The sequence below is a fragment of the Planococcus glaciei genome (genome assembly GCF_900099655.1).
GTDB classification, from domain to species: domain Bacteria; phylum Bacillota; class Bacilli; order Bacillales_A; family Planococcaceae; genus Planococcus; species Planococcus glaciei.
Genome location: NZ_FNDC01000002.1, coordinates 161,275 through 187,915 on the forward strand (window position 1 = coordinate 161,275; position 26,641 = coordinate 187,915).

Annotated in this window: 31 protein-coding genes; 24 read left to right on the plus strand and 7 right to left on the minus strand. The window is 46.1% G+C overall.

All coding sequences use genetic code 11. The features are described from left to right. Positions 1-15 precede the first annotated feature (15 nt). The 10 genes from BLQ32_RS04155 to BLQ32_RS04200 all read left to right on the plus strand — a co-directional run bounded on the left by BLQ32_RS04155 (position 16) and on the right by BLQ32_RS04200 (position 7,960). A complete protein-coding gene (locus BLQ32_RS04155) occupies positions 16-735 on the plus strand; it encodes a type 1 glutamine amidotransferase domain-containing protein (RefSeq protein WP_074509234.1) in 720 nt (239 codons plus the stop codon). A gap of 95 nt (positions 736-830) precedes the next feature. Then, on the plus strand, positions 831-1,313 hold the full coding sequence (locus BLQ32_RS04160; protein ID WP_074509235.1) for a general stress protein: 483 nt from the start codon (positions 831-833) through the stop codon (positions 1,311-1,313). Positions 1,314-1,382: 69 nt separating this feature from the next. Beyond that, positions 1,383-2,453 (plus strand): type III polyketide synthase, encoded by a 1,071-nt coding sequence (locus BLQ32_RS04165; protein ID WP_074509236.1) that lies wholly within the window; start codon positions 1,383-1,385, stop codon positions 2,451-2,453. After that, positions 2,450-2,962 (plus strand): isoprenylcysteine carboxyl methyltransferase family protein, encoded by a 513-nt coding sequence (locus tag BLQ32_RS04170; protein ID WP_074509237.1) that lies wholly within the window; start codon positions 2,450-2,452, stop codon positions 2,960-2,962. The genes BLQ32_RS04165 and BLQ32_RS04170 overlap by 4 nt, the downstream gene beginning before the upstream one ends. Before the next feature lie 100 nt (positions 2,963-3,062). Further along, on the plus strand, positions 3,063-3,344 hold the full coding sequence (locus BLQ32_RS04175; protein ID WP_074509238.1) for an NADH-ubiquinone oxidoreductase chain 4L: 282 nt from the start codon (positions 3,063-3,065) through the stop codon (positions 3,342-3,344). A gap of 91 nt (positions 3,345-3,435) precedes the next feature. Beyond that, a complete protein-coding gene (locus BLQ32_RS04180) occupies positions 3,436-4,524 on the plus strand; it encodes an AI-2E family transporter (RefSeq protein WP_074509239.1) in 1,089 nt (362 codons plus the stop codon). Between the two features lie 115 nt (positions 4,525-4,639). Then, entirely contained in the window at positions 4,640-5,425 is a 786-nt protein-coding gene (locus tag BLQ32_RS04185) for a transporter substrate-binding domain-containing protein (protein WP_074509240.1), read from the plus strand. Positions 5,426-5,596: 171 nt separating this feature from the next. After that, on the plus strand, positions 5,597-6,241 hold the full coding sequence (locus BLQ32_RS04190; protein WP_036809612.1) for an amino acid ABC transporter permease: 645 nt from the start codon (positions 5,597-5,599) through the stop codon (positions 6,239-6,241). Continuing rightward, positions 6,238-6,966: an amino acid ABC transporter ATP-binding protein gene (locus BLQ32_RS04195; protein ID WP_074509241.1), complete on the plus strand. Its 729-nt coding sequence runs from the start codon at positions 6,238-6,240 to the stop codon at positions 6,964-6,966. The genes BLQ32_RS04190 and BLQ32_RS04195 overlap by 4 nt, the downstream gene beginning before the upstream one ends. A gap of 184 nt (positions 6,967-7,150) precedes the next feature. After that, positions 7,151-7,960: a transporter substrate-binding domain-containing protein gene (locus BLQ32_RS04200; RefSeq protein ID WP_074509242.1), complete on the plus strand. Its 810-nt coding sequence runs from the start codon at positions 7,151-7,153 to the stop codon at positions 7,958-7,960. Positions 7,961-8,107: 147 nt separating this feature from the next. Here the strand turns inward: BLQ32_RS04200 and BLQ32_RS04205 are convergent, their stop codons facing one another. Continuing rightward, on the minus strand, positions 8,108-8,548 hold the full coding sequence (locus tag BLQ32_RS04205; protein WP_036809604.1) for a peptidylprolyl isomerase: 441 nt from the start codon (positions 8,546-8,548) through the stop codon (positions 8,108-8,110). A 76-nt stretch (positions 8,549-8,624) separates the two neighbouring features. Beyond that, positions 8,625-9,416 carry an SDR family oxidoreductase gene (locus BLQ32_RS04210; RefSeq protein WP_074509243.1) on the minus strand — a complete coding sequence of 264 codons (792 nt, stop codon included), beginning with the start codon at positions 9,414-9,416 and terminating at the stop codon, positions 8,625-8,627. A gap of 178 nt (positions 9,417-9,594) precedes the next feature. Here BLQ32_RS04210 and BLQ32_RS04215 point away from each other — a divergent pair, with 178 nt between their 5' ends. After that, a complete protein-coding gene (locus BLQ32_RS04215; protein ID WP_036809598.1) occupies positions 9,595-10,581 on the plus strand; it encodes an NAD(P)/FAD-dependent oxidoreductase in 987 nt (328 codons plus the stop codon). Between the two features lie 38 nt (positions 10,582-10,619). Here the strand turns inward: BLQ32_RS04215 and BLQ32_RS04220 are convergent, their stop codons facing one another. Further along, the gene (locus BLQ32_RS04220; protein WP_074509244.1) at positions 10,620-12,119 is read right to left on the minus strand and encodes a BCCT family transporter; all 1,500 of its coding nucleotides are present in this window, start codon (positions 12,117-12,119) and stop codon (positions 10,620-10,622) included. Positions 12,120-12,341: 222 nt separating this feature from the next. On the opposite strand from BLQ32_RS04220, the gene BLQ32_RS04225 reads away from it, so the two are divergent. Next, positions 12,342-13,148, plus strand: coding sequence for a LysM peptidoglycan-binding domain-containing protein (locus tag BLQ32_RS04225; RefSeq protein ID WP_074509245.1), 807 nt, complete (start codon positions 12,342-12,344; stop codon positions 13,146-13,148). A gap of 580 nt (positions 13,149-13,728) precedes the next feature. Here the strand turns inward: BLQ32_RS04225 and BLQ32_RS04230 are convergent. Then, positions 13,729-14,349 carry a hypothetical protein gene (locus BLQ32_RS04230; RefSeq protein WP_074509246.1) on the minus strand — a complete coding sequence of 207 codons (621 nt, stop codon included), beginning with the start codon at positions 14,347-14,349 and terminating at the stop codon, positions 13,729-13,731. Between the two features lie 121 nt (positions 14,350-14,470). Between BLQ32_RS04230 and BLQ32_RS04235 the strand changes: the two genes are divergently transcribed. The 9 genes from BLQ32_RS04235 (at position 14,471) to BLQ32_RS04270 (ending at position 20,942) form a co-directional block, all read left to right on the plus strand. Beyond that, positions 14,471-15,223 (plus strand): gluconate 2-dehydrogenase subunit 3 family protein, encoded by a 753-nt coding sequence (locus BLQ32_RS04235; RefSeq protein ID WP_074509247.1) that lies wholly within the window; start codon positions 14,471-14,473, stop codon positions 15,221-15,223. Positions 15,224-15,243: 20 nt separating this feature from the next. Next, positions 15,244-16,956 carry a GMC family oxidoreductase gene (locus BLQ32_RS04240; protein WP_074509248.1) on the plus strand — a complete coding sequence of 571 codons (1,713 nt, stop codon included), beginning with the start codon at positions 15,244-15,246 and terminating at the stop codon, positions 16,954-16,956. Between the two features lie 18 nt (positions 16,957-16,974). Further along, positions 16,975-17,181 carry a twin-arginine translocase TatA/TatE family subunit gene (gene tatA, locus BLQ32_RS04245; protein WP_036809578.1) on the plus strand — a complete coding sequence of 69 codons (207 nt, stop codon included), beginning with the start codon at positions 16,975-16,977 and terminating at the stop codon, positions 17,179-17,181. Positions 17,182-17,191: 10 nt separating this feature from the next. After that, positions 17,192-18,043 (plus strand): twin-arginine translocase subunit TatC, encoded by an 852-nt coding sequence (tatC, locus tag BLQ32_RS04250; protein WP_074509249.1) that lies wholly within the window; start codon positions 17,192-17,194, stop codon positions 18,041-18,043. Positions 18,044-18,214: 171 nt separating this feature from the next. After that, complete coding sequence (locus tag BLQ32_RS04255) at positions 18,215-18,688, plus strand: GNAT family N-acetyltransferase (protein WP_036809573.1); 474 nt, start codon at positions 18,215-18,217, stop codon at positions 18,686-18,688. Between the two features lie 80 nt (positions 18,689-18,768). Continuing rightward, entirely contained in the window at positions 18,769-19,275 is a 507-nt protein-coding gene (locus BLQ32_RS04260) for a GrpB family protein (protein WP_074509250.1), read from the plus strand. Continuing rightward, a complete protein-coding gene (locus BLQ32_RS04265) occupies positions 19,276-19,689 on the plus strand; it encodes an NUDIX hydrolase (RefSeq protein ID WP_244890313.1) in 414 nt (137 codons plus the stop codon). Between the two features lie 62 nt (positions 19,690-19,751). Continuing rightward, entirely contained in the window at positions 19,752-19,919 is a 168-nt protein-coding gene (locus BLQ32_RS19805; protein WP_175557068.1) for a hypothetical protein, read from the plus strand. Positions 19,920-19,985: 66 nt separating this feature from the next. Then, positions 19,986-20,942 (plus strand): magnesium transporter CorA family protein, encoded by a 957-nt coding sequence (locus BLQ32_RS04270; RefSeq protein ID WP_074509251.1) that lies wholly within the window; start codon positions 19,986-19,988, stop codon positions 20,940-20,942. Positions 20,943-20,970: 28 nt separating this feature from the next. Here BLQ32_RS04270 and BLQ32_RS04275 read toward each other — a convergent pair whose 3' ends face one another. Continuing rightward, positions 20,971-21,285, minus strand: coding sequence for a hypothetical protein (locus tag BLQ32_RS04275; RefSeq protein WP_036809562.1), 315 nt, complete (start codon positions 21,283-21,285; stop codon positions 20,971-20,973). Positions 21,286-21,686: 401 nt separating this feature from the next. On the opposite strand from BLQ32_RS04275, the gene abc-f reads away from it, so the two are divergent. Beyond that, on the plus strand, positions 21,687-23,321 hold the full coding sequence (gene abc-f / locus BLQ32_RS04280) for a ribosomal protection-like ABC-F family protein (protein WP_074509252.1): 1,635 nt from the start codon (positions 21,687-21,689) through the stop codon (positions 23,319-23,321). Positions 23,322-23,395: 74 nt separating this feature from the next. Here abc-f and BLQ32_RS04285 read toward each other — a convergent pair whose 3' ends face one another. Beyond that, positions 23,396-23,728, minus strand: a complete 333-nt coding sequence (locus tag BLQ32_RS04285) for a winged helix-turn-helix transcriptional regulator (RefSeq protein WP_036809555.1) — start codon at positions 23,726-23,728, stop codon at positions 23,396-23,398. 129 nt (positions 23,729-23,857) lie between these two features. On the opposite strand from BLQ32_RS04285, the gene BLQ32_RS04290 reads away from it, so the two are divergent. Next, positions 23,858-24,709, plus strand: coding sequence for a VOC family protein (locus BLQ32_RS04290; RefSeq protein WP_074509253.1), 852 nt, complete (start codon positions 23,858-23,860; stop codon positions 24,707-24,709). 446 nt (positions 24,710-25,155) lie between these two features. Here BLQ32_RS04290 and BLQ32_RS04295 read toward each other — a convergent pair whose 3' ends face one another. Continuing rightward, positions 25,156-25,440 carry a hypothetical protein gene (locus tag BLQ32_RS04295; RefSeq protein WP_053166068.1) on the minus strand — a complete coding sequence of 95 codons (285 nt, stop codon included), beginning with the start codon at positions 25,438-25,440 and terminating at the stop codon, positions 25,156-25,158. A gap of 128 nt (positions 25,441-25,568) precedes the next feature. Between BLQ32_RS04295 and BLQ32_RS04300 the strand changes: the two genes are divergently transcribed. After that, on the plus strand, positions 25,569-26,639 hold the full coding sequence (locus tag BLQ32_RS04300; RefSeq protein WP_074509254.1) for an NAD(P)H-dependent flavin oxidoreductase: 1,071 nt from the start codon (positions 25,569-25,571) through the stop codon (positions 26,637-26,639). Positions 26,640-26,641: the final 2 nt, after the last annotated feature.

Sequence of the window (26,641 nt, forward strand, 5' to 3'; positions counted from 1 at the left end):
TGAAAGGAGACTAGTATGGACAAAATTCTGATCGTCGTAACCAACTATTCAGCCCTTGGAGAAAGAGGAAAGAAAACCGGTCTTTGGCTGAGGGAACTGACGGATTTTTACCATGAAGTCAGAGACCTTTTTGAAGTTGACATCATTAGTACATCCCCGAAACGGGTGCCTTTGGATCCACGAAGCTTGCTCGAGGTGCTGACCAACAAAAAGACGCGGGCCTATTATATGAACGATGAACTGATGGACCGCCTCAAAAATCCGCTGACTCCAGAAGAAGTCGACGGCCATGAATATGCAGCGATTTATTTTACGGGCGGGCATGGCACTATGTACGATTTCCCAGGAAATATTCACTTGCAGGAGCTGACCAAAACCATCTACGAAAAAGGCGGAATTGTCTCGGCAGTCTGCCACGGTCCATGCGGATTGTTGAACGTGCGGCTGTCCGATGGCCGGTACTTGTTGTCGGGCCATGTTGTTACCGGTTTTTCGAATCAGGAAGAAAAGCTGATGGGCATGTTCAAAGACATCCCTTATTCGCTGGAAGAAAGCATGGGGGAAAGAGGGACTTTATTCAAACAGGCGGCATTGCCCTTCACTTCCTGTGTGATTTTATCAGGGCGTTTGATCACCGGCCAGAATCCAGCTTCGGTGAGAGGCGTCGCCTTAAAAGTCATTGAGCAATACCGGGAAATGGAAAACCGTGAGTTTGAGTACCGGATGGAAGCTTAAGCCGGTTTCCCCTTGAGGTAGCTGCACGTTTAAATCAAAGGCCAAAAGGGTAATTTCTACTAAATTTATCGTTAGTTTAAAAAGGAGTTTTGACAATGGCCCAAAGATCGGTAACAGGTTATTACGACAGTGAACAAGAAGCGATCGAAGCAATCGAAGAGCTGAAACTGCAAGGCTACCGGCAGGAAGACATTTCCGTTATCAGCAAAAACAAAGGCGAAACCGAAACGGTCACAGAAGAAACAGGAACCCATGCAAGCGAAGGCGCCACAGCCGGATTGGTGACGGGCGGCGCGTTAGGCGGCTTGGGCGGTGTGCTTGTTGGGCTCGGTGCGCTGGCAATACCGGGAATCGGACCGATTGTTGCCGCAGGGCCAATCGCCGCTGGACTTACAGGAGCAGCGGCAGGAGCGGGGCTCGGGGGGCTCACGGGAGCTTTGATCGGGATGGGCATTCCTGAGGAAGAAGCGAAGGAATACGAAACCCATTTTAATAAAGGGAAAATACTCGTGCTGCTGGAAGACGACAATGAGCGGGACAAAGACTCGCCGGGACGGGCGAACAGAAGTGTTCTATAAAGTACAGTAGTTAAGCCATCCTCAGAAAGGGTGGTTTTTTTGGAGAAACTCACCTAAGGGGGAAAAGGCATGTCGTTTATCCGCAAAGTGGTCACCGAGAACGCACCTTATCATGTTGATCAAAAAGAAATTGTTGGCGTCGTGGAAAATTTGTTCGGAGAGCATTATGACGATATTGAGAGATTGCTCCGGGTATTCGGCAACGGCCAGATTGAAGGCCGTTATTTTGCGGCTCCGCTGGAGTGGTTTGAACGGGAGCGTGGACTGGAAGAGAAAAATCAGCTGTATATTGAAGAAGCCGTGCGCATGGGCAGCAATGCGGTCAAACGCTGTCTGGAAGAAGCTGGGGTAGAAAAAGAAGAAATCGATGCATTTGTTTTTGTCTCGAGTTCGGGCATGTCCACACCGACGATTGATGCCCGCATCATGAATGAATTGCGCCTGCCTGTACATATTAAGCGCCTGCCGCTATGGGGGCTTGGCTGTGCAGGAGGGGCAGCGGGCATCAGTCGGGCACACGATTATTGCCTGGCTTATCCGGATGCCAAAGTGATTGTCTTGTGCCTTGAACTATGCAGCCTGACTTTCCAGCGATCTGATACGTCAAAAAGCAATTTGATCGGAACTTCCTTGTTCGCCGACGGGGCAGCGTGTGCGTTAGTGACCGGGCGGAATGACCAGGCAAAAGGATCGGGCTTCTTCATCCGGGACACCCAGTCGACATTGATGCGGGATTCAGAAGACGTCATGGGGTGGGATGTGAAAGATGAAGGCCTGCATGTTGTGTTTTCCCGCGACATTCCGAAAATCATTGAAAGCTGGCTCAAACCGAACGTTGATTTGTTTTTGGATAAAATCGGGAAAACTTCTGCGGATATTAAGCATTTCGTGGCTCATCCCGGCGGCAAAAAAGTATTGGGGGCCTACGAGAAATCCCTCGGCCTCCCCAAGGAGAAAACCGATACATCAAGGGGCGTCCTCGCAGAGTACGGAAATATGTCTTCACCGACCGTCCTGTTTGTTTTAAAAGAGTTTATGGAGAAAAAACCGAAGAGCGGGGAAGAAGGGCTGCTGACGGCGCTTGGGCCGGGCTTCAGTTCTGAAATGCTTTGGCTCGAATGGGGGGAAGCCGGCGCATGACATTCTTTTATCTGCTGGTCGGCTTTGTCATAATTCAACGTCTGCTTGAAGTCCTATATGCCAAGTCCAATGAACGGCGAATGAAAAGCCAGGGAGCGATTGAAGCGGGGGCAGAACATTACAAATGGATTGTTCTGCTGCATGTGCTGTTTTTTGTCTCGCTCACAGCTGAAGTGTTATTCCATCAGCAAGGGCTTGGGCCCGCATGGCCGGTCTTCTTGATCGTCTTCCTTGTCGCCCAAGTTCTGCGGGTCTGGGCACTGGCGTCACTCGGCCCTTACTGGAACACCAAAATCATTGTCCTGCCAGGCGCCCAGAAAGTGAAGAGAGGGCCGTACCGCTGGCTGCCGCATCCGAATTATATCGTGGTAGCGCTGGAAATTGCTGCGCTTCCGCTCCTGTTTGGCGCGTGGCGCACAGCCCTGATCTTTACGGTTGCGAATGCTTTGCTCTTGCTGCTGGTGCGGATTCCTGCTGAAGAAAATGCGTTGCGGGAATTGAAGGAATAACGCAAGGCAAAAAATCTTTAAACTTTGTAGTTAAAAAGGTGTTAATAGGGTATACAAAACAATAGACGTATCTATCATGTTTCTATTTGGAGGGATTTTGATGAAAAAATCGACAATGAATACCGTTATAGGAAGTGCACTGGCGGCTGCTGCCGGAGTTTTTGTGTACCGCGCATACCAGGAAAAGGGTTCAGTGGAAGTTGCTAAAGATGTAGACATGCGGAACAGCCTGGAAGTGGATCAGCGCGAAAGCGTGGAAGCAGATGTGGATCCGGCTGAAAAAGGGCTGACTCAATTGGATTCGGCATACCGCGACGAATGGCAGGCCAATGCCTTCCCGCAGACTCATAGAGAAATGAAAGAATTAGAAGAAGACAACTAAAACACATAAAAAGAGCGGAAGCTGGAACGATGTGGCTTTCGCTCTTTTTACTGTGTTTTTTAGTTTTTCATCCGAAGGGAGGAGTGGAAATATGTGGATCAAGAAACCGTTTTTTGAGTACGCAACTGCAGTGCTTCTGATTGTCATTATTCTCTTTTTTATCGGCAAAATCGATTATGTCTTATGGCCTTTTAAAACGATTATTGCAACTGTATTTGCTCCGATATTGATTGCCGGCCTTCTGTATTATCTGATTCGCCCTTTTCTTCAGGTATTGCTGCGCTATATACCGAAAGTGGGAGGGATTGCCGTCGTCTTTTTTGTCTTCTTCGTAGTGCTGTCTACATTAATCTATTATTTTGGCCCGACCATCAAAGAACAGGTGGCAAGCCTGGCGGAATTAGCGCCTCAAAAAGTCGAGGAAGTAAAAGCCGAATCCGAAGAGAAAGTAAATGGCTTTGAATTTGCCGGAGTAAGCGGGTATGAAATAAAAAACCGGGTGCTTACATACATGGAGAACGCATCCAAAACCTTGATGGATAATGTCATGACGATTTTAGGGACTTTGATGAACGTCGCAGTCGTTTTGATTGTTGTGCCATTCATCTTGTTCTTTTTGTTAAAAGATGATCATAAGTTAATTCCTTATTTGATGAAGTACGTGTCCGAAGAACACAAGCCGGAAGGCAGAAAACTCTTGGAAGATGTAGATGAAACTTTATCGAATTACATAGTGGGCCAGGCAATTGTTGCAGTTGTGGTCGGTTTCTTCATGTTCATCGGCTACGTCATTATCGGCTTGGATTATGCCTTATCGTTGGCTATCTTTGCCATGTTCCTGATTATTGTTCCGTTTTTAGGGCCGCTTATCGGCGTAATTCCCGCTATTTTTGTCGCTTTGATGAGCGGGGAACCCTTTATGGCTATTAAAGTATTGATCGTTTTGCTGATTGTGCAGCAGCTTGAAGGCAATTTGGTGACTCCAAACATTATGGGAAGCCGTTTGAATATCCATCCCCTGACCATTATTTTCCTGCTGTTGATTGCAGCAGCTCTTTATGGATTTGTCGGCATCTTGATTGCCATTCCGCTTTATGCCGTACTAAAAACGATTATCCATAATTTCCGTCTGTTTATTCGGCTGCGCAAAAAAAGAGAAGTGGCAAGTAAAGGGCATTAAGACTCACTGAAGCGAAGATTCACTGAGTTTATTTTCTTAAGAAGGTTCTGAATCTTGAAAGTTTATGCTATATTAATTAATAGTATTTTATGAAAAGGAAAAAGGGGGCACCAAAATGAAAAAGTTTAGTCTATTTTTGATTCTTTTATCATTGATGCTGGTTCTGGCAGCTTGTGGATCGAGTGATTCTGCTGACGATACGAGCGGTTCTGGCGGAGAAAGCGAAAACAAAACCTATAAAGTAGGAATTGATACCACATATCCACCGTTCGAATTTGAAGAGGGCGGGGACTACACGGGAATTGACATTGATATCATCAATGCCATCGCAGAAAGCCAAGGCTTTAAAATTGAATTTAATCCAATGGATTTCGGAGGCATCATTCCGGCATTGCAGGCAGGCCAATTGGATGTGGCAATTGCAGGAATGAGTATTACCGATGAGCGCAAAAAAGTAGTGGATTTCTCGGATCCTTACTTTGATGCAGGTCTGTCACTGGTTGTAGCCAAAGATAACAACGATATTACAACATTGGAAGATTTGAAAGGCAAAACGGTTGCCGTGAAGAGCGGAACGACCGGTTCAAAATTCGCTATGGATAACGAGTCAAAATATGGCTATACTGTAGCACAATTTGAAGACAGCCCATCAATGTTCCAGGAAGTATCAAACGGCAATGCAGATGTATTGCTGGAAGATTATCCGGTCATTGCTTATGCGATTGCACAAAGTGGATTGGACTTGAAAACAGTTGGAGACCGTCTGACGGGAGACCAATACGGAATTGCTGTGCTGAAAGGCGAAAATGCGGATCTGCTTGAAAAAATCAATACAGGTCTGAAAGAATTGCGTGACAGCGGAGAATACGATGAAATTCTTAACAAATATATCTCTGAATAACAGCAAGTCATGTAGCGCGCAGAAGCGCGCTGCATTTTTTTATCTTCCTTTATTGGCCGCAAGAGGAACGCAAAAGATAAAGCGGCTTTAAAAGGATGGATCGGCTGATTATCCGAAGAGGCAAAGGCTTTTTGGATAGGTGGTTTGTCTGTACGCAAAGGAGATGTGGAAATGGATACAGTAATTAATGCTTTGCCCTTTTTAATGGATGGACTGAAAGTGACGCTTTATATCTTCGTCATTGCTATTATTCTTGGTTTTATCATTGGATTGATTGTCGCGCTCTTCCGTCTGGCGCCAATCAAAATATTGAATTGGATTGCGAAAATTTTTGTAGATGCAATCCGCGGGACGCCTTTTATCGTCCAATTGTTCTTTATTTACTTTGGATTGAATTCGCTCGGCTTTTTCTCAATGGACAACACGACAGCGGGTATTGTCACAGTTGCAATCAACGCAGGCGCTTATTTCTCGGAAATCATCCGGGCGGGTATCCAGTCAATTGACAAAGGGCAGACGGAAGCTGCGCGTTCGCTTGGCTTGAATGCTACGCAGAACATGCGTTACATCATCTTGCCCCAGGCGTTCCGCCGGATGCTGCCAACCATCACCAATCAGGCTATCATCTCATTGAAAGATACCTCCTTGCTGTCGGTTATTGGTATTGCCGACTTGACGCAAGAAGGGCGTATCCAGGCTAGCCAAACATTTGAAGCATTTACGATTTACTTGACGCTTGGCGTAATTTACTTCATTATCATTTACTTGCTTTCCATGTTAGCGAGCTTCGTAGAAAGGAAGTTTGTATTGCGATGACTATGATCCGAGTAGAAAACTTAAAAAAATCATTCGGCCCTATCGAAGTGTTGAAGGACATAAGCACGGTAATCGAAGAAAAAGAAGTGGTGTGTGTCATCGGTCCATCAGGCTCCGGGAAAAGCACCTTCCTTCGCTGCATGAACCGTCTGGAAGACATCACGGGCGGCCATGTCTACATTGAAGGAACGGATATCACGGACCCAAAAGTGGATATCAACAAAGTCCGCCAAGATGTTGGAATGGTGTTCCAGCAGTTTAACTTGTTCCCTCACAAAAGCGTTTTGGAAAACATTACACTGGCGCCGATGAAATTAAAGAAAAGCGATAAAAAAGGCATCACCGAAAAAGCTTATGCTTTGCTGGACAAAGTCGGCTTGCGTGAAAAAGCCAATGCTTACCCCGGTGAATTGTCAGGTGGGCAAAAGCAGCGCGTAGCCATTGCCCGGGCGCTTGCGATGGACCCGAAAATCATGTTGTTTGACGAGCCGACATCTGCGCTTGACCCCGAAATGGTCGGGGACGTACTGGACGTTATGAAGCAATTGGCAATTGAAGGGATGACAATGGTTATCGTTACGCATGAAATGGGCTTTGCCCGTGAAGTGGGAGACCGCGTTATGTTCATCGACGGCGGCTTTATTGTCGAAGAAAATATCCCGGCCGAGCTGTTTGGAAATCCGCAGCATGACCGGACGAAAGCTTTTTTGAGCAAGGTGCTTTAAACGGGATAAAAGCAACAAAGCAAATGCATCATTGAAAACACGTCTTCTGGACGTGTTTTTTTGTGTGGATAATCCTCAGCAAACGAATGAATATTTAATATTTTTCTCAAATTTATATTAATTATCAGAAAAATGTGTTAAATTTGAATAAGGATTTATTTAATTACGATAAGAGGTGGGAAAGGTGAAAAAGTACAGTTTCTTACTGCTTCTTTTAACACTGGTTCTTATCGTAGCAGCGTGCGTGCAGCAAGGCAGTGAATCTGGAGAAGGAGAGGGTGGCAGCGAAGGAGAAGCAAATGTAGAGAACGGCGCAGATGATGGAGTGTACACAGTAGGGATTGATACGACTTATCCGCCTTTTGAATTTCAGGTTGGTGGGGAATACCAAGGCATTGACGTAGAGCTGATCAAAGCAATCGCCGAAAATCAAGGGTTTGAAATTCAATTTCGGCCAATGGACTTTGTCGGAATCATTCCGGCATTGGAAGAAGGAGAATTGGACCTGGCAATTGCAGGGATGAGCATTACGGAAGAGCGGCAAAAAGTGTTGGATTTTTCTGATCCGTATTTTGATGCAGGGTTAGCGCTGGTAACCAAAAAAGACAATGCGGAAATTGCTTCTTTGGATGACTTGGACGGAAAAGTTATTGCGGTTAAGAGCGGTACAACCGGATCAAAGTTTATCGGTGAAAACCAGGAGAAATACGGCTACCGGATTGCATATTTTGATGATAGCCCTTCTATGTTCCTGGATGTTGCAAACGGATACTCCCAGGCTATGGTGGAGGATTATCCGGTCATCGCTTATGCCATCACTTCACGGAACCTTGATCTTAAAGTGATTGAAGAGCGGTTGACAGGCGAACAATACGGTGTTGCTGTTCCAAAAGGCGAGCATGGCGAATTGCTGGAGCAAATCAACCAAGGGCTGCAGGAATTGAAGGATGATGGCACCTACAAGGAAATTGTCGAGAAGTACATTAAGAATTGAAACAGAAAACCGGTCTTGCTGTCAAAGCAAGACCGGTTTTCTGTTGAAGCCGTTAAGAAGAGGATCGTCTTTCTCAAACTACTGGACGTGTTTTCAAAAACAGCAAAAAACCAGTTCAGGCAGATGCCCGAACCGGTTTTTGAAATCTTATTCTTCGTCAAAAACGTGCACTTTTGTCATTTTGTCCCCGTTTTTCATCGCTTTAGCTGTTTCAAGGCCTGAAGTTACTTGCCCGAAAACAGTGTGGACGCCGTCAAGATGCGGTTGTGGTGCGTGAACGATAAAGAACTGGCTAGAGCCAGTGTCTTTTCCGGCATGAGCCATTGAAAGACTGCCAGCCTGGTGTTTATGCGGGTTGCCGTCAGTTTCGCATTTGATTGTTTTGCCGCTGCCGCCAGCACCAGTGCCAGTCGGGTCGCCGCCTTGAGATACGAAACCTGGAATTACACGATGGAATGTTACATCGTTGTAGAAACCGGAGTTTGCAAGATCCTCAAAGTTTTTTACAGTGTTTGGTGCTTCATTCGGGAAAAGTTCGAATTCGATGATTTCGCCGTTTTCCATGTGGATGTGTCCTTTTTTCGCCATTAATAACATCTCCTTTTCAAGTTGTACACTCATCAGTATATCGATTTTTTATGTAGCTGTATAATCATTTGGCATATTACAGCGCTTTTAACAATCCGCCGTCAATAACCAGCGATTGTCCGGTCATATAGGAATTGGCGGAAGAAGCGAGAAATACGACGATTTTTGCAAATTCTTCAGGTTTGCCGTAACGGCCAATTGGGATTTGGGCTTTCCTGCGCGCGACAATTTCTTCAATCAACACATTTTGATTGTCTGCGGTGATTTGATCCAGCTCTTCAATGCGGTCAGTTGAAATGCGGCCCGGGCCGATTGTGTTTACGAGAATATTGTCTTTCGCCACTTCACGCGCCAAAGTTTTGGAAAAGCCGACCATGCCGGCGCGGAATGCATTCGACAAAATCAAGCCATCGATCACTTCTTTCGTAGAAGAGGAAGAGATATTGATGATGCGCCCGAACTGCTGCTTCTTCATGTAAGGAAGAACGGCGCGGGAGGTCCGCACGTAACTCAGCAAGTTCCGTTCAAAAGCGCTATACCAGTCGCTGTCGCCAACTTCATCAAACCCGCCGGCTTTCGGGCCGCCGGTATTGTTGATCAGGATGTCAACACGCCCAAACTTCTCTTCCGCAAATCGGAACAAAGAGGCAATGTCCTCTTCATTTTGCATATCGCACACCCGGTGATGGACATTGCTGTTTCCGGAATGCTGCTTAATTTCTTCCTGTGCGGCTTGAAGCGCCTCTTCGCTGCGGCTTGAAATGATGACAATTGCCCCTTCTTTTGCAAACTCCTTTGCGGTCGCTTTGCCTAAGCCTTTACTGGAAGCCATGACAACGACGACTTTGTCTTTTATACCTAAGTCCATTCCATCCATCCTTTCTTTAATCATTCCCTATTAGTGTACTGAAAGAACGCAGAAATTGCAGTGAAAAAGCAGAAAAGTCTAACTTTAATTTTATGCAAGTTCAATCATAAGTCTGATTGCGTGAATCAGGGGGAAATATGATAGGATATAGGTATTGATTAGATTAGGAGTGTTATATATGGAAGAGCGTGAAATTTTTGATATAACCATTATCGGCGGCGGTCCGACCGGTCTGTTTGCTTCTTTTTACGGCGGAATGCGCAAAATGAAAGTGAAAATTATCGACAGCTTGCCGCAGCTTGGCGGCCAGTTGACAGAGCTGTATCCGGATAAATTTATTTACGATGTGGGCGGCTTCCAAAAAGTCCTGGCCAAAGATTTAGTGGACAACTTGGTAGTCCAAGCCAATTACGGCGATCCGGCCATTTGTCTGGAAGAGTCCGTTAAAGACATTGAACGCGATGGCGACCATTTCGAAATCCGGACGGATAAAGATGTCCATTACACAAAATCTATCTTGCTGACAGCGGGAGTCGGCGCTTTCCAGCCGCGTAAAATCGGTGTAGAAGGAGCAGAACCGTTCGAAGGCAAAACGCTGCATTACGGAGTTAAGGATTTAACGATGTTCCACGACAAGAAAGTGGTAGTGCTGGGCGGGGGAGATTCAGCGGTTGACTGGGCAATGATGCTTGAAAACGTCGCTTCCCATGTGACTTTGAGCCACCGCCGCGAAAAAATGACGGCGCACGAAGCGAATATCGATACGCTTATGCAGTCTAAAGTAGAAGTGAAAAAGCCTTACGGCGTGAAAGAATTAGTTGGTGAAAATGGTGAGCTTCAAGAGCTGGTGCTGATCGACAAAGAAGGCAACGAAGAGCGCCTTGAAGTTGACCATGTCATTGTCAACTACGGAAACATCACTTCCCTGGGCCCAATCAAGGAGTGGGGCTTGGAGATGGAGAAAAATTCAGTAGTGGTCAACTCGAAAATGGAAACAAACATTCCGGGGATTTATGCGGCGGGCGATATTGCCACATATGAAGGAAAAGTAAAACTGATTGCCGTTGGCTTCGGCGAAGCACCGACTGCGATCAACAACGCAAAAGCGTATCTGGATCCGAAATCGAAGATCCAGCCGCTGCACAGCACTAGCGTATTTAAATAAGAACAGATAAAAGGACCGGCCAGCAGCCGGTCCTTTTGTCATGTTCTTTTTTGATTCCTGACAAGCGGATCTTTCTGGATGGCTTTGAAAAACGATACACCCATCAGCAAAATGACAAGTGAGAACGGCAGTGCTGCGATGATTAAGGCATTTTGAAGGCCTTGTGTGCCGCCGGTATATAGAACGATGGCTGCGACTGCTGCCTGGATAAAGCCCCAAGTGATTTTCACCAGGTTCGGCGGATTCAATAAGCCGCCTGTGGTCTGCATGCCCAATACAAATGTCGCTGAATCAGCGGAAGTTATAAAGAAGATGGCAATGACGAACAAAGTGATGAAAGCCATCAAGGTACCCATCGGATAATGCTGCAGCATACCGAATGTGGCAGTTTCAATGCTGTATGCAGAAATTTTGGCAATGCCGTTTTGTTCCAGGTTCAAAGCCGAAACCCCGAATACAGCGAAAAAGATAAAACAAACCAAGGAAGGTGCGAACAACACGCCGATCATAAACTCCTTAACTGTCCGCCCGCGTGAAATCCGGGCGATGAAAATCCCGACAAACGGCGCCCATGAAATCCACCATGCCCAGTAGAAAATCGTCCAGGCATTCACCCAGGATCTTTGTTCCGTATTTTGAGGGGCCAAATTGAAACTCATGTTGAAGAAATTGGAGAAGTAGCCTCCAAGTGCATCGGTAAATGAGTTCAGTATGTAGAGCGTCGGCCCGGCAAAAAGCATCATGAGGAGCAGAATCACTGCCAGCACCATATTGATATTGCTTAAGTATTTAATCCCTCTGCCGATGCCAGACCAAGCTGAACCGACAAACAAAATTGTGGAAATGGCCAGGATAAGCAGCTGGAACGTGAATGTATTCGGTGTGCCGAAAAGAAAAGACAAGCCTTCGTTTAACTGGGCTGTCCCAAATCCTAACGTGGAAGCAACCCCGACAACGGTGGCAAAAACTGCGAGGATGTCAATCAATTTCCCGGCAATTCCGGACATCGCTTTTTGTCCGAATAACGGAACGAGCGTAGCACTGATTAATCCAGGTGCGCCGTTATGGAATTTGAAGTAGGCCAGGACCAATGCCACAATGCCGTAAACGGCCCATGCGTGAAGGCCCCAATGGAAAAAGGAAAACTGCAAAGCTTCGGAAACGGCTTCCGGTGAACCGAGTTCGGAACGCGGCGCACTTGTGAATGCGTGGGAAATCGGTTCTGCTGTTGTCCAAAAAACCAACCCCATCCCCATGCCTGCGCTAAACAGCATGGCAAACCAGGAAGGCAAAGAGAATTCAGGCTCTTCGTCCGGTTTTCCTAATTTGATGTTGGCATACTTGGAAAAAATCATATAAAGGCAGAAAGCTAAGATAATGGAAACTGTTAATAAGTAGTACCAGCCGAAAGTATCTGATATAGCAGCGGTCAAGTTTCCGGTGGATTCATTGAATCCGGCAGGAGAGAATAGTCCCCAGCCCACCATACCTATACAAAGAAATAACGAAATCCAAAAAACAATGGTAACTTTTTTCATTTCTTCCCTCTTTTCTATAAATCTACTTAACAAAAAAATGTTCCCTATTTCTCCCTCATTAAACCTGTTTAACTCAAAAAAAGAATTCAGTTTAATTACAAAGTGTAATATGTTTCGGTTTTACGTAATACAATTGTTATTTTATATCTGTCGTTTTGACATCGGAATGAAATGTGTAGGTGGTATGATGCTCATTGTTAGTGAAAAGGAGGAATTTCATTCATGAAAAAGCATATCGTTACACTAACTGCAATCGCAGCACTTAGTGTAGGAGTAGCAAGCCAAGCTAGCGCCGAATCATATACAGTACAACCAGGTGATACACTATGGAGCATTTCGCAGGCAAACAACGTATCTGTCGAACAAGTAAAAGGACAGAACGACTTATCATCGAACTTAATTTTCCCGCAACAACAACTTGAAATCGGCTCAGAACAAGCTGCAGCAGTTTCAGAGGACAAGGCTACATATACAGTAGCAAGCGGAGACACATTATTTAAAATCGCACAAGCACATAACTTATCATTAGATACGTTGATGAGCTGGAATGGCATCACAGGCCACTGGATTTTCCCTGGAGACAAATTAGTTGTTAAAGGCGGATCACCAATTTCAGTTCCTAAAGCACCAAAAGAAGAAGCACCGGCACAAGCACCAGCTAAAGCACCGGCACAAGCTTCAGCAAAAGCTCCTGCACAAGCAGCAGCACCAGCTAAAGCAGCAGCATCTGCTCAATCAGGCAAAGAAATGACCGTATCAGCTACAGCTTACACAGCATTTTGTGCAGGATGTTCAGGCGTAACAGCAACTGGCCAAGATTTGCGTTCTAACCCGAACCAGAAAGTCATTGCAGTAGACCCGACAGTTATTCCATTAGGTTCAAAAGTATGGGTTGAAGGCTACGGCACTGCAATCGCTGGCGATACAGGCGGCGCAATCAAAGGGAACAAAATTGACGTATTCATCCCGTCACAGGGTGCAGCTCTTGACTGGGGACGCAAAACAATCAACATCAAAATTTTAGACTAATAAAAACATGCTACAAAGCCGAGGTGTCCATTCCCTTGGCCTTTTTTTTATGGGAAAAAACAAAGAGGCAATCCATTTAGGATTGCCTCTCAGCCTGTAGACAAAGTATAAATGAAATGAATAGAAATGTATGAAACCAACCGGACCACCCACTTCGCTTTCCGTGGGCTCAGCTTCAGCCTCCTCGTCACTACCGTTCCTGCGGGGTCTTCAGCTTTCGCTGTCCCACAGGAGTCTCCGTAGCCGGACCGGTTGGGGTGTCTCTCTTGGATTCGCAAGTGAATGGTCAACCGATTGAAGCTGAAACAGACAGCTCAAGAAGAAAAGTGACACCTCTTCATAGCCTTCATGTTCAGGATCCGGAGTGAAAGCCGGCGACTCCAGCGGGGCAGCGTAGCGACGAAGTGCCGAAATCCACTCGGGACGCAAGTTCCGAGTTAGTTCGGCGCGAGCCCGCGGAACGCGTCCGGCTGAAACGGAGGATCCGAGATGCCCGGTTGTATGTTTATTCATTTCTCATGTGTAAAATTCTTTTGTCTACAAGCTAAGAGGCAATCCATTTAGGATTGCCTCTTTTTTGTTATTTAAGGGTTTTTACTGTAATTAAAGGATGGATGGAATTGTCTTTTAGCCCGAAACGGATAATGTTTTCTTTTCCTTTTTTGTAATTCGGATCCGTAATTTCAGGATACAGATTCGTCAATACCGTAGCGGAAGATCCGTGGACTTTCACTTCGTCATTTTCGAAAGGAATGGTTTTGTTATGGACGGCCTGTTCCAAGCCGATTTCATCTTTCAGCTTTTTCTGGAATTTATTGAGGTAGGCCTGATTAAAGCATTCCACCAGAAAAATCATCAAAAAGATAAAAAGGAGTGCAAAGACCAAGGCAATCCAATCGCTTTGGAAAAAATAAAGCGCGACTGCAGGAGCCAGGATAAGCAGAAATAAAAACATGAGATTTGCTATTCTGTAAAAATATACCTGCTGTTCTGCCTTTTCGATTTCCAGTGAATACTTCTGTTTGACGCCCTGCAGGTCCAAAATTTGATAGCGTTCCAAATCTTCCTCAAGCTGCGGGTCAAAAACGCGGGTTAATGCGACATCGCGTGTATCGGTATCCACGTTGTAGCGAAGGTCCAAAGCAGGGTCTTTCCAGTTTAAATATTTCGGTACATCTTTTAAAGATACTTTTAAGTCCATCGCTCTCATCCTCTCATAGAATAATATTATTTAGGTTATCGCGTGTAAAAATCAAAATGGTAGGGTATAATATTCAAATATTCTCACTATTCTTTTTTAATCATATAAGGAGGCAGGCGGAATGTCAAAAAAAGAAAAGAATTTTTCTAGGCGAGACTTTTTGAAGACTTCGGGGGTAGCTGCCGGCGCATTGGTCGGCGGTGGGATTATCGGAGGATTAATTGCCTCCAATACCGGCAACGAGACTGCTTCTCCTGGCACAGCGCCGGCAACACATGGGGAAACTGGATCAGCTGGCGGCGTCAGAGGCCTGATGTTTTTCAAAAACGATGCGGAATTCCAAATTTTATCGCAGGCTACAGAACGAATTTTCCCGGAAGATGATTTGGGGCCTGGTGCCATCGGTTTAGGAGTGCCTTATTTTATTGACCAGCAGCTGGCCGGCGCATACGGAGAAAACTCCAAAGAATACATGCAAGGGCCTTTCTTTGAAGGGGAAACCACACAAGGATATCAAAGCCGCTTGAAAAGAAATGAGATGTTCCGGCAAGGGCTTCAAATCATGCAGCAGGAAGCGCAAAAACGCTTTAAAGCCAACTTTGCTGATCTTGAAGGCGGACAGATGGACGAAATCCTGACGGCCTTCCAGGAAGACCAAATCCAGATGCAAGGGGTTTCTTCTTTATTCTTTTTCCGCTTGCTGCGCTCGGCTACTCTAGAAGGGGCTTACGCAGATCCGATTTACGGAGGGAACCAAAACATGGATGGCTGGAAGATGAAAGGGTTCCCTGGGCATCAGGCGGCTTATATCAGCCAAATCGACAACGAAGAATTCCAGGAAATTGATCCGAAATCTCTTGGCGCGGGTCATTAATAGAAAGAGGGGGAGTCTTAATGGTCACAACTTTGGATAAAGTGGATGTAGTCACGGTAGGCGTAGGCTGGACAGGCGGCATCATTGCAGCGGAATGTGCAAAAGAAGGGCTGAAAGTGGTCGGGCTGGAACGCGGCCGTGAGCGGGGCACTTCAGATTTCGCCATCGTGCATGATGAATACCGCTATGCCATACGCTACGAATTGATGCAGGATTTATCGCGGGAGACGGTATCGTTCCGAAACAACCGCAAACAGCGGGCTCTGCCGATGCGCCAAATGGGTTCATTTCTTCTGGGGGAAGGGCTGGGCGGCTCCGGCACTCACTGGAACGGCCAGAACTGGCGATTCCTGCCTTACGACTTTGAAATAAAGACCATGACCGACCAAAAATACGGAGCCAACAAACTGCCTGCTGAGTACACGATTCAAGATTGGGGAATCACTTACGATGAATTGGAGCCGTATTTTGACCGTTTTGAAAAAACAGCGGGCATTTCCGGTGAAGATACTAATCCATTCTGGGGGAAACGGTCGGCTGAATATGCAACACCGCCGATGAAAAAAACACCAATCCTGCAAAAATTCGAGACAGCTTCCAAAAATCTGGGCTACTCGCCGTTTATGATGCCTTCCGCCAATTTATCGGAAGCGTATGAAAATCCGGACGGCGCCAAGATTAATGCCTGCCAATACTGCGGGTTCTGTGAACGCTTCGGCTGTGAATACGGAGCAAAAAGTTCTCCGGAAATCACGGTAGTCCCGACAGCTAAAAATACCGGCAATTACGAAATTAAATTTAATGCCAATGTAGTGGAAGTCATGAAGCAAGGAGACAAAGTTACGGGGGTTCGCTATTTTGACACGGTCTCGTTTGAAGAATTCATCCAGCCGGCAGAAGTCGTTGTGCTGACCAGTTACATGATGAATAATGCCAAACTGCTGATGGTATCAAAAATCGGCGAGCAGTATGACCCAGAGACAGGAAGAGGGACATTGGGGCGCAATTATGCTTATCAAATTTTGCCTGGTGCATCCGGCTTCTTTGATGAAAAAATGAATGTCTTTATGGGCGCTGGTGCACTGGGAATGACGGTAGACGATTTCAACGGGGATAATTTTGATCATGCTGACCTGGACTTTATTCATGGTGCCAGCCTGTCCATCACACAAACCGGGAACCGGCCGATCCAGACCAACCCCGTGCCGCCGGATACACCTTCATGGGGAGCGGATTTTAAAAAGGCTTCTATTGAAAACTACCCAAGAACATTGAATGTTGGCGGGCAGGGGGCTTCGATGCCGCACCGTGAAAATTACATGGCGCTCGATGGCACGTATAAGGATATATACGGAGTGCCGTTGCTGCAGCTAACATATAATTTCACCGATCAGGACCGGGCATTGCATGCCTATTTGACTGAAAAAGCAGCGGGAATCATGCAAGAGATGGGGGCAAAAACGGTGGTTGGTGGAAGCCCGATTTCCGATTACGACATTGTCCCTTACCAAACCACGCATAACACAGGCGGGACGGTCATGGGCTCAGACCCTGCTATTAGTGTGGTCAATAATTACTTGCAGCACTGGGATGCTGAAAATCTGTTTGTTGTTGGAGCAGGGAACTTTGCACACAACGGCGGCTACAACCCGACCGGAACCGTAGGGGCACTTGCTTATCGTTGTGCTGAAGGCATTATCAACTACAGCAAAAACGGCGGATCGCTTGTCTAAGGAAGGAGGAGAACAGCTATGGGAGGTTTAGCATCAATCGGGGTACCGGGATTAATCATTATTCTGGTTATTGTCCTTATCTTATTCGGACCGAAAAAATTGCCGGAAATTGGCGGGGCCGTCGGCAAGACTTTTTCAGAATTCAAACGTTCAACAAAAGGCTTAATGGATGACGACGAAGATGAAAAGCTTGAAAAGCAAGAGAAAAAATCCGACAAAATATGAAGGTGGTTAAATGGATCCGTATGGAGAACGCAAACTAATTAGTCCGCTTCACAAAAAAGCGGTCCAGCCAGAACAGCCTGCGGAAATCATGCCGGAGGAGCCGCCGGAGCCATCCGTGCCGGAACCGCCTAAAATGGAAGAGCCGCCGGAAACATCTGAAAGTTTAGTGGACCACTTAGGCGAACTGAGAAAGCAATTGATCAAAAGCGCTTTTGTCTTTATTTTTTTCTTGCTGGTGGTTTTTTCGACTTTGAACTTTTGGTTTCCGTATGTTGTCAAAGGGCATGATCTGGTCATACTGGGGCCGCTGGAAGTAATCAAGTTCTATACGTCGATCTCAGTCACACTGGCACTGGGTTTATCTTTGCCGTTTCTTTGCTATTTTTTATGGCAATTTGTAAAGCCGGGATTGCTTGAGAAAGAAGCCAAGTTCATCGGCTTGTATTCACCGGCCATGCTGCTGTTGTTCATTCTCGGCATCTCATTTGGCTACTTTATCGTCAACCCGCTGAGTTTTCAATTTCTCATTGGCCTTGGGGAAGCGAACTTTGCGGTCATGATTTCAGCGAGTGAATATGTCCATTTTCTAATTATGACCACGATACCGCTCGGCTTGCTGTTTGAACTGCCGATTGTAGCCATGTTTTTGTCTTCAATCGGCTTATTGACTTCTTCTTCCATGCAAAATGTCCGGAAGTGGTCCTATTTGGCAATTGCGATTATTTCGGCGCTGATAACACCGCCGGATTTCATTAGCCAGTTAATCGTCCTGATCCCTATGGCCATATTGTATGAAGCAAGCATTTATATTGTAAGAAAAATGGAAGCCAAAAAAGCGCATATTGAATCTTCTGCCGTTTAGGAAGAAAACAAGAACTGTACTTCGGTACGGTTTTTGTTATACTAAAATATTTGAAAATTCCGATATTTATTGGCATTCCTTTTGAAACTTCGATACACTGAAGAAGCAAGGGATTATGCAGTTCAACAAATAGATGAAGAAAACAGGAAACCCCTAAGGAGGAGGAGCGGTATGGCGATAAACGTAAAAGTGATTGAAGATCTAAAAACGGTAGATGTTTCAAAATTAGTAGAAGAAAGTGAAGCGGAAGGTTACCGCTTTCTCAGACGGCTGGTGACTCAATACGAAGACGGCACGAACACATTCAACCAACCGGGAGAAGTGCTATATGGCGTTTGGGACCAACAAGGGCATCTGGTTGCCATCGGCGGGTTGAACCGGGATCCTTATTCAAACAAAGAAGGCGTTGGAAGGCTTCGCCGCTTTTACATTTCTCCGAATGCCAGAAGGCAAGGCATCGGAACAAAGCTTTTGAAAGAAATCATTGACTTTGGACGCGGCCATTTCAAGGAAATTGTAGTCCGGACCGATTCGTCTATGGCTGACGCTTTCTACAGAGCGAACGGTTTCTCTGCCGATCTGGGGCTGCCGGAAGCGACGCACGGATTAACACTGGACAACGGCGTAAAAGAGACGGCACAATAAGTAAAGGGAATCTTGAAGAACGGATGGCGGCTTGCTTTTGCAAGCCGCTTTTTAACGGGAAAAGCAAGGAGGCGTTGAATATGAGGAAAGTGGTCGTGACTGAATACAATCCGGAATGGCCCAGGCTTTTTGAAGAGGCGGCAACGGAACTGAAGAAAGTGTTCGGTGAAGAGTGCTTAGCCATTCACCATTTCGGCAGTACTTCGGTGGAAGGAATGGCAGCCAAACCGATTATCGATTTGCTGCCGGTGGTGCGAAAAATTGAAACCGTGGACCGGTTTAATGGCGAGATGCTGGCTCTCGGATATGAACCGAAAGGGGAAAACGGCTTGCCGGGAAGGCGATACTTCCAAAAAGGCGGAGATGAACGCAGCCACCACGTACATATTTACGGAAGCGGAAATCCAGAAATCAAGCGCCATTTGGCTTTCCGTGATTATTTGAAGAAACACCCCAAAGAAGCAGAAAGATATGGTACGTTAAAAAAGAAACTGGCAGAAGCGCATCCTTGGGATATTGAAAAGTATATTCAAGGAAAAGAGCAGATGGCAGCGAATATTGAAAAGCAGGCAATGGAGGAGATATAAATGGACATGTCCGATTGGAAAGGTGCAGCCGGAGTTTGCATTAATGAAAAAAACGAAGTGCTGCTGGTACTGCAGGGGCCTCCGGAAGAAGAGAAAAAGTGGGCTGTCCCGGCAGGCGGCGTCGAACAAGGCGAAAGCTTGCAGGAGTGCATCGAACGGGAATTTTTTGAAGAAACGGGCCTCACGATAAAAACGCTGAATGAATTGAAAGTTCGGAGTGGCGAGTATGAAAATGCAGCAGTGTCCTTTGACGTCCATTATTTTGAAGTGGAAGTGACCGGCGGTGAGATTGCGCTTCATGAAGGCGACGAATGGATAGCGGAAGTGGCTTGGAAACCGATTGAGGAACTTTCGGAGCTGGACATGGCTTATCCGGATGATATCGGATTGATTGAGTCACTGATCCGAAATTAAGAGCTTAGTTATTTAAGGAAAAGGGTATATATTGATAAGACTTTTTTCAAGGAGGAACGGTTATGAAGAAGGATAAGCAAGACCACGAAGGTGAAGAGCTGATTCCGGAAGTTGAACCGCGCCGAGATATGCCAGATACAAAGGAATTTGATCCAATGCCCGACCGGGATTTGGAGTACGAAGAAAATTCAAACGAAAAATACAGGGACCATCCATCTACAGACAAATGAGGCAAGCCGCTTGCGGCTTGTTTTTTGAATGAAAAGATAAAGTTGTTTTGAAAAAGGGGGATCTAAATGCCGCGCTATTCATTTAAAGATGCTATTTGGCAAGAAGAAGGAGATGTTCGCGATCAGGAGTTTCTCAAGTTTTTGCCTGACAACCAAAAAATGCATTCCTGGATTAGGGAGTCGCGCGACGTCAGTGTAAACATTTTGCATGCGGATACTTCCGAACAAGGAAACGAAGCGATTTGGGGTTCGCTTATTTACCGGCAAAACCCTAAAAAGAAAAATGATTTGAATGTCTTTCACTTTTATTTGTCGAGAGACATCTTGGTGACGAATGAATTGAACTTCGATATCGATGAAGACCTGGATAAACAGTCAATCCTCAAGCAAATGAAAGAGAAAGAATCCACCATTGAGCTGATGATGGTCCTGTTGGGCGATATGATCAGTTCCATTCTTCACCAGATTGATGTATTTGAAGAACAGCTTCGCGATTTACTGTGGGAAATAAGAGAAAGAAACGACAAAAATACTTTAGACAGAATTGAAGTGGTGCGCCACGAAATTTTGCTGTGGCAAAATCTGGTGATGGGGTTTCTGGAGATTAAGATGGCGATTTTTGAAACCTTCGGGGAAGATGCAGAAAACGGAAAAGAATATATCCGCACTTCAACGCGCATCGACCGGTGCATTATGCTGGTGCGTTCGTATAAAGACGAAATCAACAATATGGTGGACATGGAAAATGTAGTGGCCAATTACCGCGGAAACGAAATCATGAAGACCTTGACTGTCTTGACGACGCTTTTTACTCCTGTCATGGCTTTTGGCGCCTTATGGGGGATGAACTTTAAAAATATGCCGGAATTGGAATGGACTTATGGTTATCTGGCTTCTTTAATCCTGATTATTGCTTCTACGGTGTTCCTTTACTTCTATTTGAAGCACCGAGGATGGACAGGAGATATATTAAAAACAGCCTTAAAAAAAGGCACGAAGGTGAAAAAACAACAAAGGAGCTAGCCCCTGTTTTAGGGCTGCTCCTTTTGTTTTAGTGATGGAATTTATCTTTTTCGAGCTCATCCAGAAGGTCAGTATAGCGCTGAAGATCCTGGTCTCCATGTTTTTGAATGTAGGAAGTAATCATATCTTTTAATTCTTTGCGCTGGCGCTCGACGCTGACCAGTTTTTCTTTCATTGACTGGCGTCTCCACAGCTCAGCATCTTTTACATCTTCCATTTTTTCCAGCATATCAATTTCGGCCAGCAAAACAAGCGCCGCATTTTTCTTTTCCTCGTACTTCTTCAGGGACTTTTCAATCTTTTTCGTGTCGTTGTCAAAAGCCATGTTCGAGTATATAGACAAAATGCCCACCCACCTTTCCTGAATACTTCACGTTGTTTAACCATTTCCCTAATTTCTTTAAATGTAAGCTTGTGTATTATTTTTATTATAGATGAGAATATTCTGAATTTCAATTGACGTTTTTTGTTGTTTCCATTAAGATAAAAGAAATGACAAAGGAGGTGGGTAGAATGAATCAAACTGGTAAGCGCATGACAGAATGTCAGGAATATCTTTACATTCTTCATGGCGTTACTTTCACAAAATCCATGCACGGGACAAGTCTGTCCTTTTTTAGACAATCGCATGAAGTGAAAAACCAGTGAGAGACATCTGCCTACAAACGGATTTACGTAAAGGCATGCGTCTGCGCATGCCTTTTTTGTATTGCACGCGTCTCTTCAAACGAAAGGAAGAGAACAATGATTATCAGCCAATTCCAGCACATTATGTGCCATTTTGCCAACCAGAAATTATTCAATCATATTAAAGGGGAAGTTGCTGAAGGCCAGCGCATCGGGCTTGTCGGAAGAAACGGAGAAGGAAAAACGACTTTATTGAATGTCCTGGCAGGCCATCTGCAGCCGACTGAAGGCGCCGTTACATGGAAAAAAGGCTGCGCCATCGGCCTGTTGCAGCAATCGCCGGACGAAAACGGTGAACAAACAGTGCATCACTTGCTATGTACAGTTTTTTCAGAGCTGTATGCTCTTCAACGGCAGCTCGAAGAAATGGAACAGCAAATGGGAAGTGCAGCTCCGGAAGCCATGGAACGCCTGCTGCAGCGCTACGGCGTGCTGCAGGATGATTTTATTCAGCGGGGCGGCTACGATATTGAAGTGAAGATCAATCAGGTTCTGAACGGCTTGAAGATCCAATCTTTGAAAGATGAACAATGGGGACATCTAAGTGGAGGGGAACGCACAAAAGTTGGCTTGGCAAAATTGCTGTTGCAGGAGCCGGATTTGTTGCTGCTCGATGAGCCGACCAACCACTTGGACTTAGAAGCTATTGAATGGCTTGGTTCGTTTATCAGCCATTATAAAGGGACGATTGTGCTAGTTTCGCATGACCGCTATTTTTTGGATGAAACCGTTACGCAGATTTGGGAACTGGACCAAGGCGACTTGATCCAGTATATCGGCAATTACTCGGCCTATGTAAAAGAACGCGAAGCCCGCCTGCTGATCGAGTTCCAACAGTACCAGGACCAGCAAAAGAAAATTAAAAAAATGAAAGAAACCATCAAGCGGCTGAAAGAGTGGGCAAACCGGGCAAATCCGCCGAATGCCGGCATGCACCGCCAGGCGAAAAGCATTGAGAAAGCTTTGGCGCGTATTGAGCTCCTTGACCGTCCTGTCCTTTCCAAAAAACAAATGGCGCTCGATTTCCAGATGGAGGACCGCAGCGGAAAAGACGTTGTCCGGATGGAAGGTGTTTGGAAAGGCTACGGAGAACGGATCTTGTTCCACGAATTGGATTTGCATGTCCGTTTCCGGGAGCGTGTGGCCATTGTCGGCTCCAATGGTACGGGAAAGACCACACTTTTGAATTTGATCATGAAGACGGACGTTCCGGATGCTGGAGAAATCAGGCTGGGCAATGGATTGTCTATCGGTTATTTGTCCCAGCACACGTTGGAGATGGACAACAGCCGGACTGTTTTGGAGGAATTCCGGGATGTCGTGCCTGTTTCGGAATACGACGCCCGTCCGCTGCTGGCAAAATTCCTGTTTTTCGGCAATATGGTGTTTCAGCCGGTGCGCCAGCTGAGCGGAGGAGAGCGAATGCGGCTCCGGCTCGCCCAATTGATGCACATGAACCATAATTTATTGATTTTGGACGAACCGACCAACCATTTGGATTTAGAAGCTAAAGAAGTGATGGAAGAAGCGCTCGCCAACTTTCCGGGCACCATTATTTCGGTATCGCATGACCGCTATTTTCTCGATAAGCTGTTTTCAGTTACCTACTGGCTGCATGATCAGACGATTGAGCGCTTTGAAGGGAATTATTCATTCGCCAAAGAAAAAAAGCAGGCCATTGGCGCTGTTTGACTGAGGATATGAAAGCGGCAACTTATCACAAGACAAAAATAAAACAGCTTATCCTGAAAAAGGGATAAGCTGTTTTATTTTGTTTCGACCGTTTCACTCGGCTCCACCCAAACTTGGGACCAATTTTGGATTTCATCCATGACAGGCTTTAATGAAAACCCTTTTTCGGTCAACTCGTATTCAATCCGGACAGGCGTTTCGGGATAGACGGTACGCGTAACGAGACCCTGTGCTTCCAGATTTTTTAATCGTTCTGACAAGAGACGGCCGCTGATGCCGATGACTTCAGTTAAATGGCTAAAACGTTGAGGCCCAGATAAAAGCTGATAAATGATCAACCCGGTCCAACGCTGGCTGAGAAGCGAAATTGCACTTTCAAAACGGGGACAAATGACGGATGTGTCCATTCTTATCACTCCTTTTTTATATAATAGCACAAAACCAGTGTGGAATAAAAGAATAAGGTTACTTGACATATATAACTTCCTTTAATATAATTGGTTACATAAAGTAACTAAAGAAAAGAGGCTATCAAAATGAATTTTCATACAAAACCGGTCACATATGTAGGCGAAGTAGGGTTAAAGGTATTGGATTTAAAAGAAATGACGCGTTTCTATAAAGAAGTAATTGGGTTTGAATTACTGGAAGAAACCGAAAGTACAGCGGTTTTAGGGGCAGGCGGCCAAGCTTTGCTGAAGCTGGAAGCTGTTGAAGGCTTAACGCCGAAGAAAGATCGTTACGCAGGGCTTTACCATTTCGCCATCCTCTTGCCGGACCGGAAAGAGCTGGCGAAAATACTTATCCATCTTCACAATTCCGGAATCCGTTTAGGTTCTTCTGACCATTTAGTCAGTGAAGCGTTGTACTTGAGCGACCCGGAAGGCAACGGCATTGAAATCTACCGGGACCGGGAGCCGGAGGAGTGGAACTGGAACGGCGGCCAAGTCGATATGGCAGTTGATCCGATTGATGCGGAAGGCCTTGTGCAAACAGCCCAGCAAGCCGGGGAAGTTTGGCAAGGCATGCCTGCAGGGACAGTTATGGGGCATATTCATCTTCATGTTTCGAACTTACCGGAAGCACAAAAGTTTTACGTCGATGGGCTAGGTTTTGAAATCGTCACTTCCATGGGCGGCCAGGCACTGTTTCTTGCCGATCAGAAATACCATCACCACATCGGCCTGAATGTCTGGAACGGAATCGGCATACCGGCATTGCCGAAAAAAGAAGCGGGATTGAATTACTACACGCTTGTATTGGAAGATGAAGAAAAGCGCAGCCGTTTGGCGGAGCACCTCCAAACCATGGGCGCAGAAATTACAGAACACGAAAACTACCTGGAAACCACCGACCCATCCGGAAACCACATCCGCTTGACGGTTTAAATAAGAAAAGCGGAAATGGCCGTTTAGATTCGAAAGACATAAGGCGAACCGGCGAAGCGGTATGTTTTCAACCGCACAGCCGGGTTGACTTATGACCCGAGAATCTGGCCGTTGCAGCTAGACAATAAAGAAAAGTGGAAGCGCCTGTCCAGCCCCAACAAGCGCTGGAGGATTTGAAAGCCATGGCGCCTCCCAGCCATGGATTCAAAGCCGAAGCGACCTCGAGGGGCTAGGCGCTGCAACTGGACAATAAGAAAAGCGGAAATGGCCGTTAAGGTTCGAACCGCACAGCCGGGTTGACTTATGACCCGAGAATCTGGCCATTGCAGCTAGACAAGAAAAGCGGAAGCGCCTGTCCAGCCCCGACAAGCTGCTCGCGGACTTGAAAGCCATGGCGCTTTCCAGCCATAGATCCTTAAAGCAGTTTTAAATACGAAAAGCCGGCTCTAGTTTGAGCCGGCTTTTTCTGTGGATGGAGAAGTCTGTTCGCAACTGGCATCCAGATTATAAAATTGATTTTCCTGGCTGGCTGTTGCCTTACTGGCTGGAACAGCTGTCGTATTGAACGCTGCTGTTTCTTCTACTGGGTGGTTTTGCCGTGTTTCCATATATGCATACAATCTTTCCTGGCTTTTCAAATCTTCTAATGGATCGCCAGAATAAGACAAAAGAATTAAACCGAATGCTCCTACGATTAAAGTGATGCCTAAAAGCGAAAGGAATCCCTTCATAAAATAAACCCCGCCTTTTTGTTTTGCTTAACAGTTAGAACGCATCGGAAATAAGAAAGTTCCCTCTTGCTGAAAATGGCTGTTGTGCAATACTAGAAGAAAGAATATAGGATTGGGGAGGAATGCAGATGATTTCACTGGAAACGGAGCTTTGCCGGCTTTTCGGCATGGCGTATCCAATTATTCAAGCGGGCATGGCGGGAGACTCGACCACGCCAGAACTGGTGAGCGCAGTTAGTGAAGCAGGGGGGCTTGGCACATTAGGGGCCGCTTATCTGGCACCGGAAGCCATGAAGGATGCAATTACGGAAATTCAATTGCGTACAGAGAAGCCATTTGCAGTAAACATTTTTGCTTCTCACGAAAAAGACGATTTCAGCCGTTTGGAAGAAGTGCAAAAAGCTTTAACCCCTTTCCATTCCGAATTAAAGATTGAAAAGCTGCAGTCTTCTTATGCGTCATCGGATTGGAGCGCAGCGCAATTTGAAATTTGCATCGAAAAAGGAGTTCCCATCATCAGCACGGCATTCGGCTGCCTGTCGAAACAGCAGATGGACATCGCTAAAGCGCAGGGCGTAAAAACGGTTGTGATGATTACTACGGTAAAAGAGGCGCAGCAGGCAGAACAGGCTGGAGCGGATGCGGTCGTTGCACAGGGAAGCGAAGCCGGCGGGCACCGCAGCACGTTTTCCCTCGAGCGCCATCCGCAAGGCGCATTGATTGGAACCATGTCGCTAGTTCCTCAAATTGCAGATGCCGTGGCTATTCCGGTTATTGCAGCCGGCGGCATTGCAGATGGCCGCGGGCTGGTTTCTTCACTGGCATTGGGTGCGCAGGCCGTACAACTGGGCACCCGTTTCCTGACAGCGCGCGAAGCGGGTACGCACCGTGCCCATAAACAAGCAATCTTTGACAGCGATGAAGAAAGCACAGTCATCACAAAAGTATTTTCCGGCCGGCCAGCACGGGGCATTAAAAACCGCTTTATCGAAGAATTTGAAAAAGGGGAAATTGAACCGCTTCCTTTTCCTTCTCAAAACACAATCACGAAAGACTTACGGGCCGCGGCTGCCAAAAATAATGATCCCGCGTTTATGTCGCTATGGGCAGGCCAGTCAACCCGCATGCTGACGGAAGAGCAGGGAGCAGCAGATATTATTGGAGCCATTATGGAACAGGCGCAAAAAATCCTTAGTTGAAC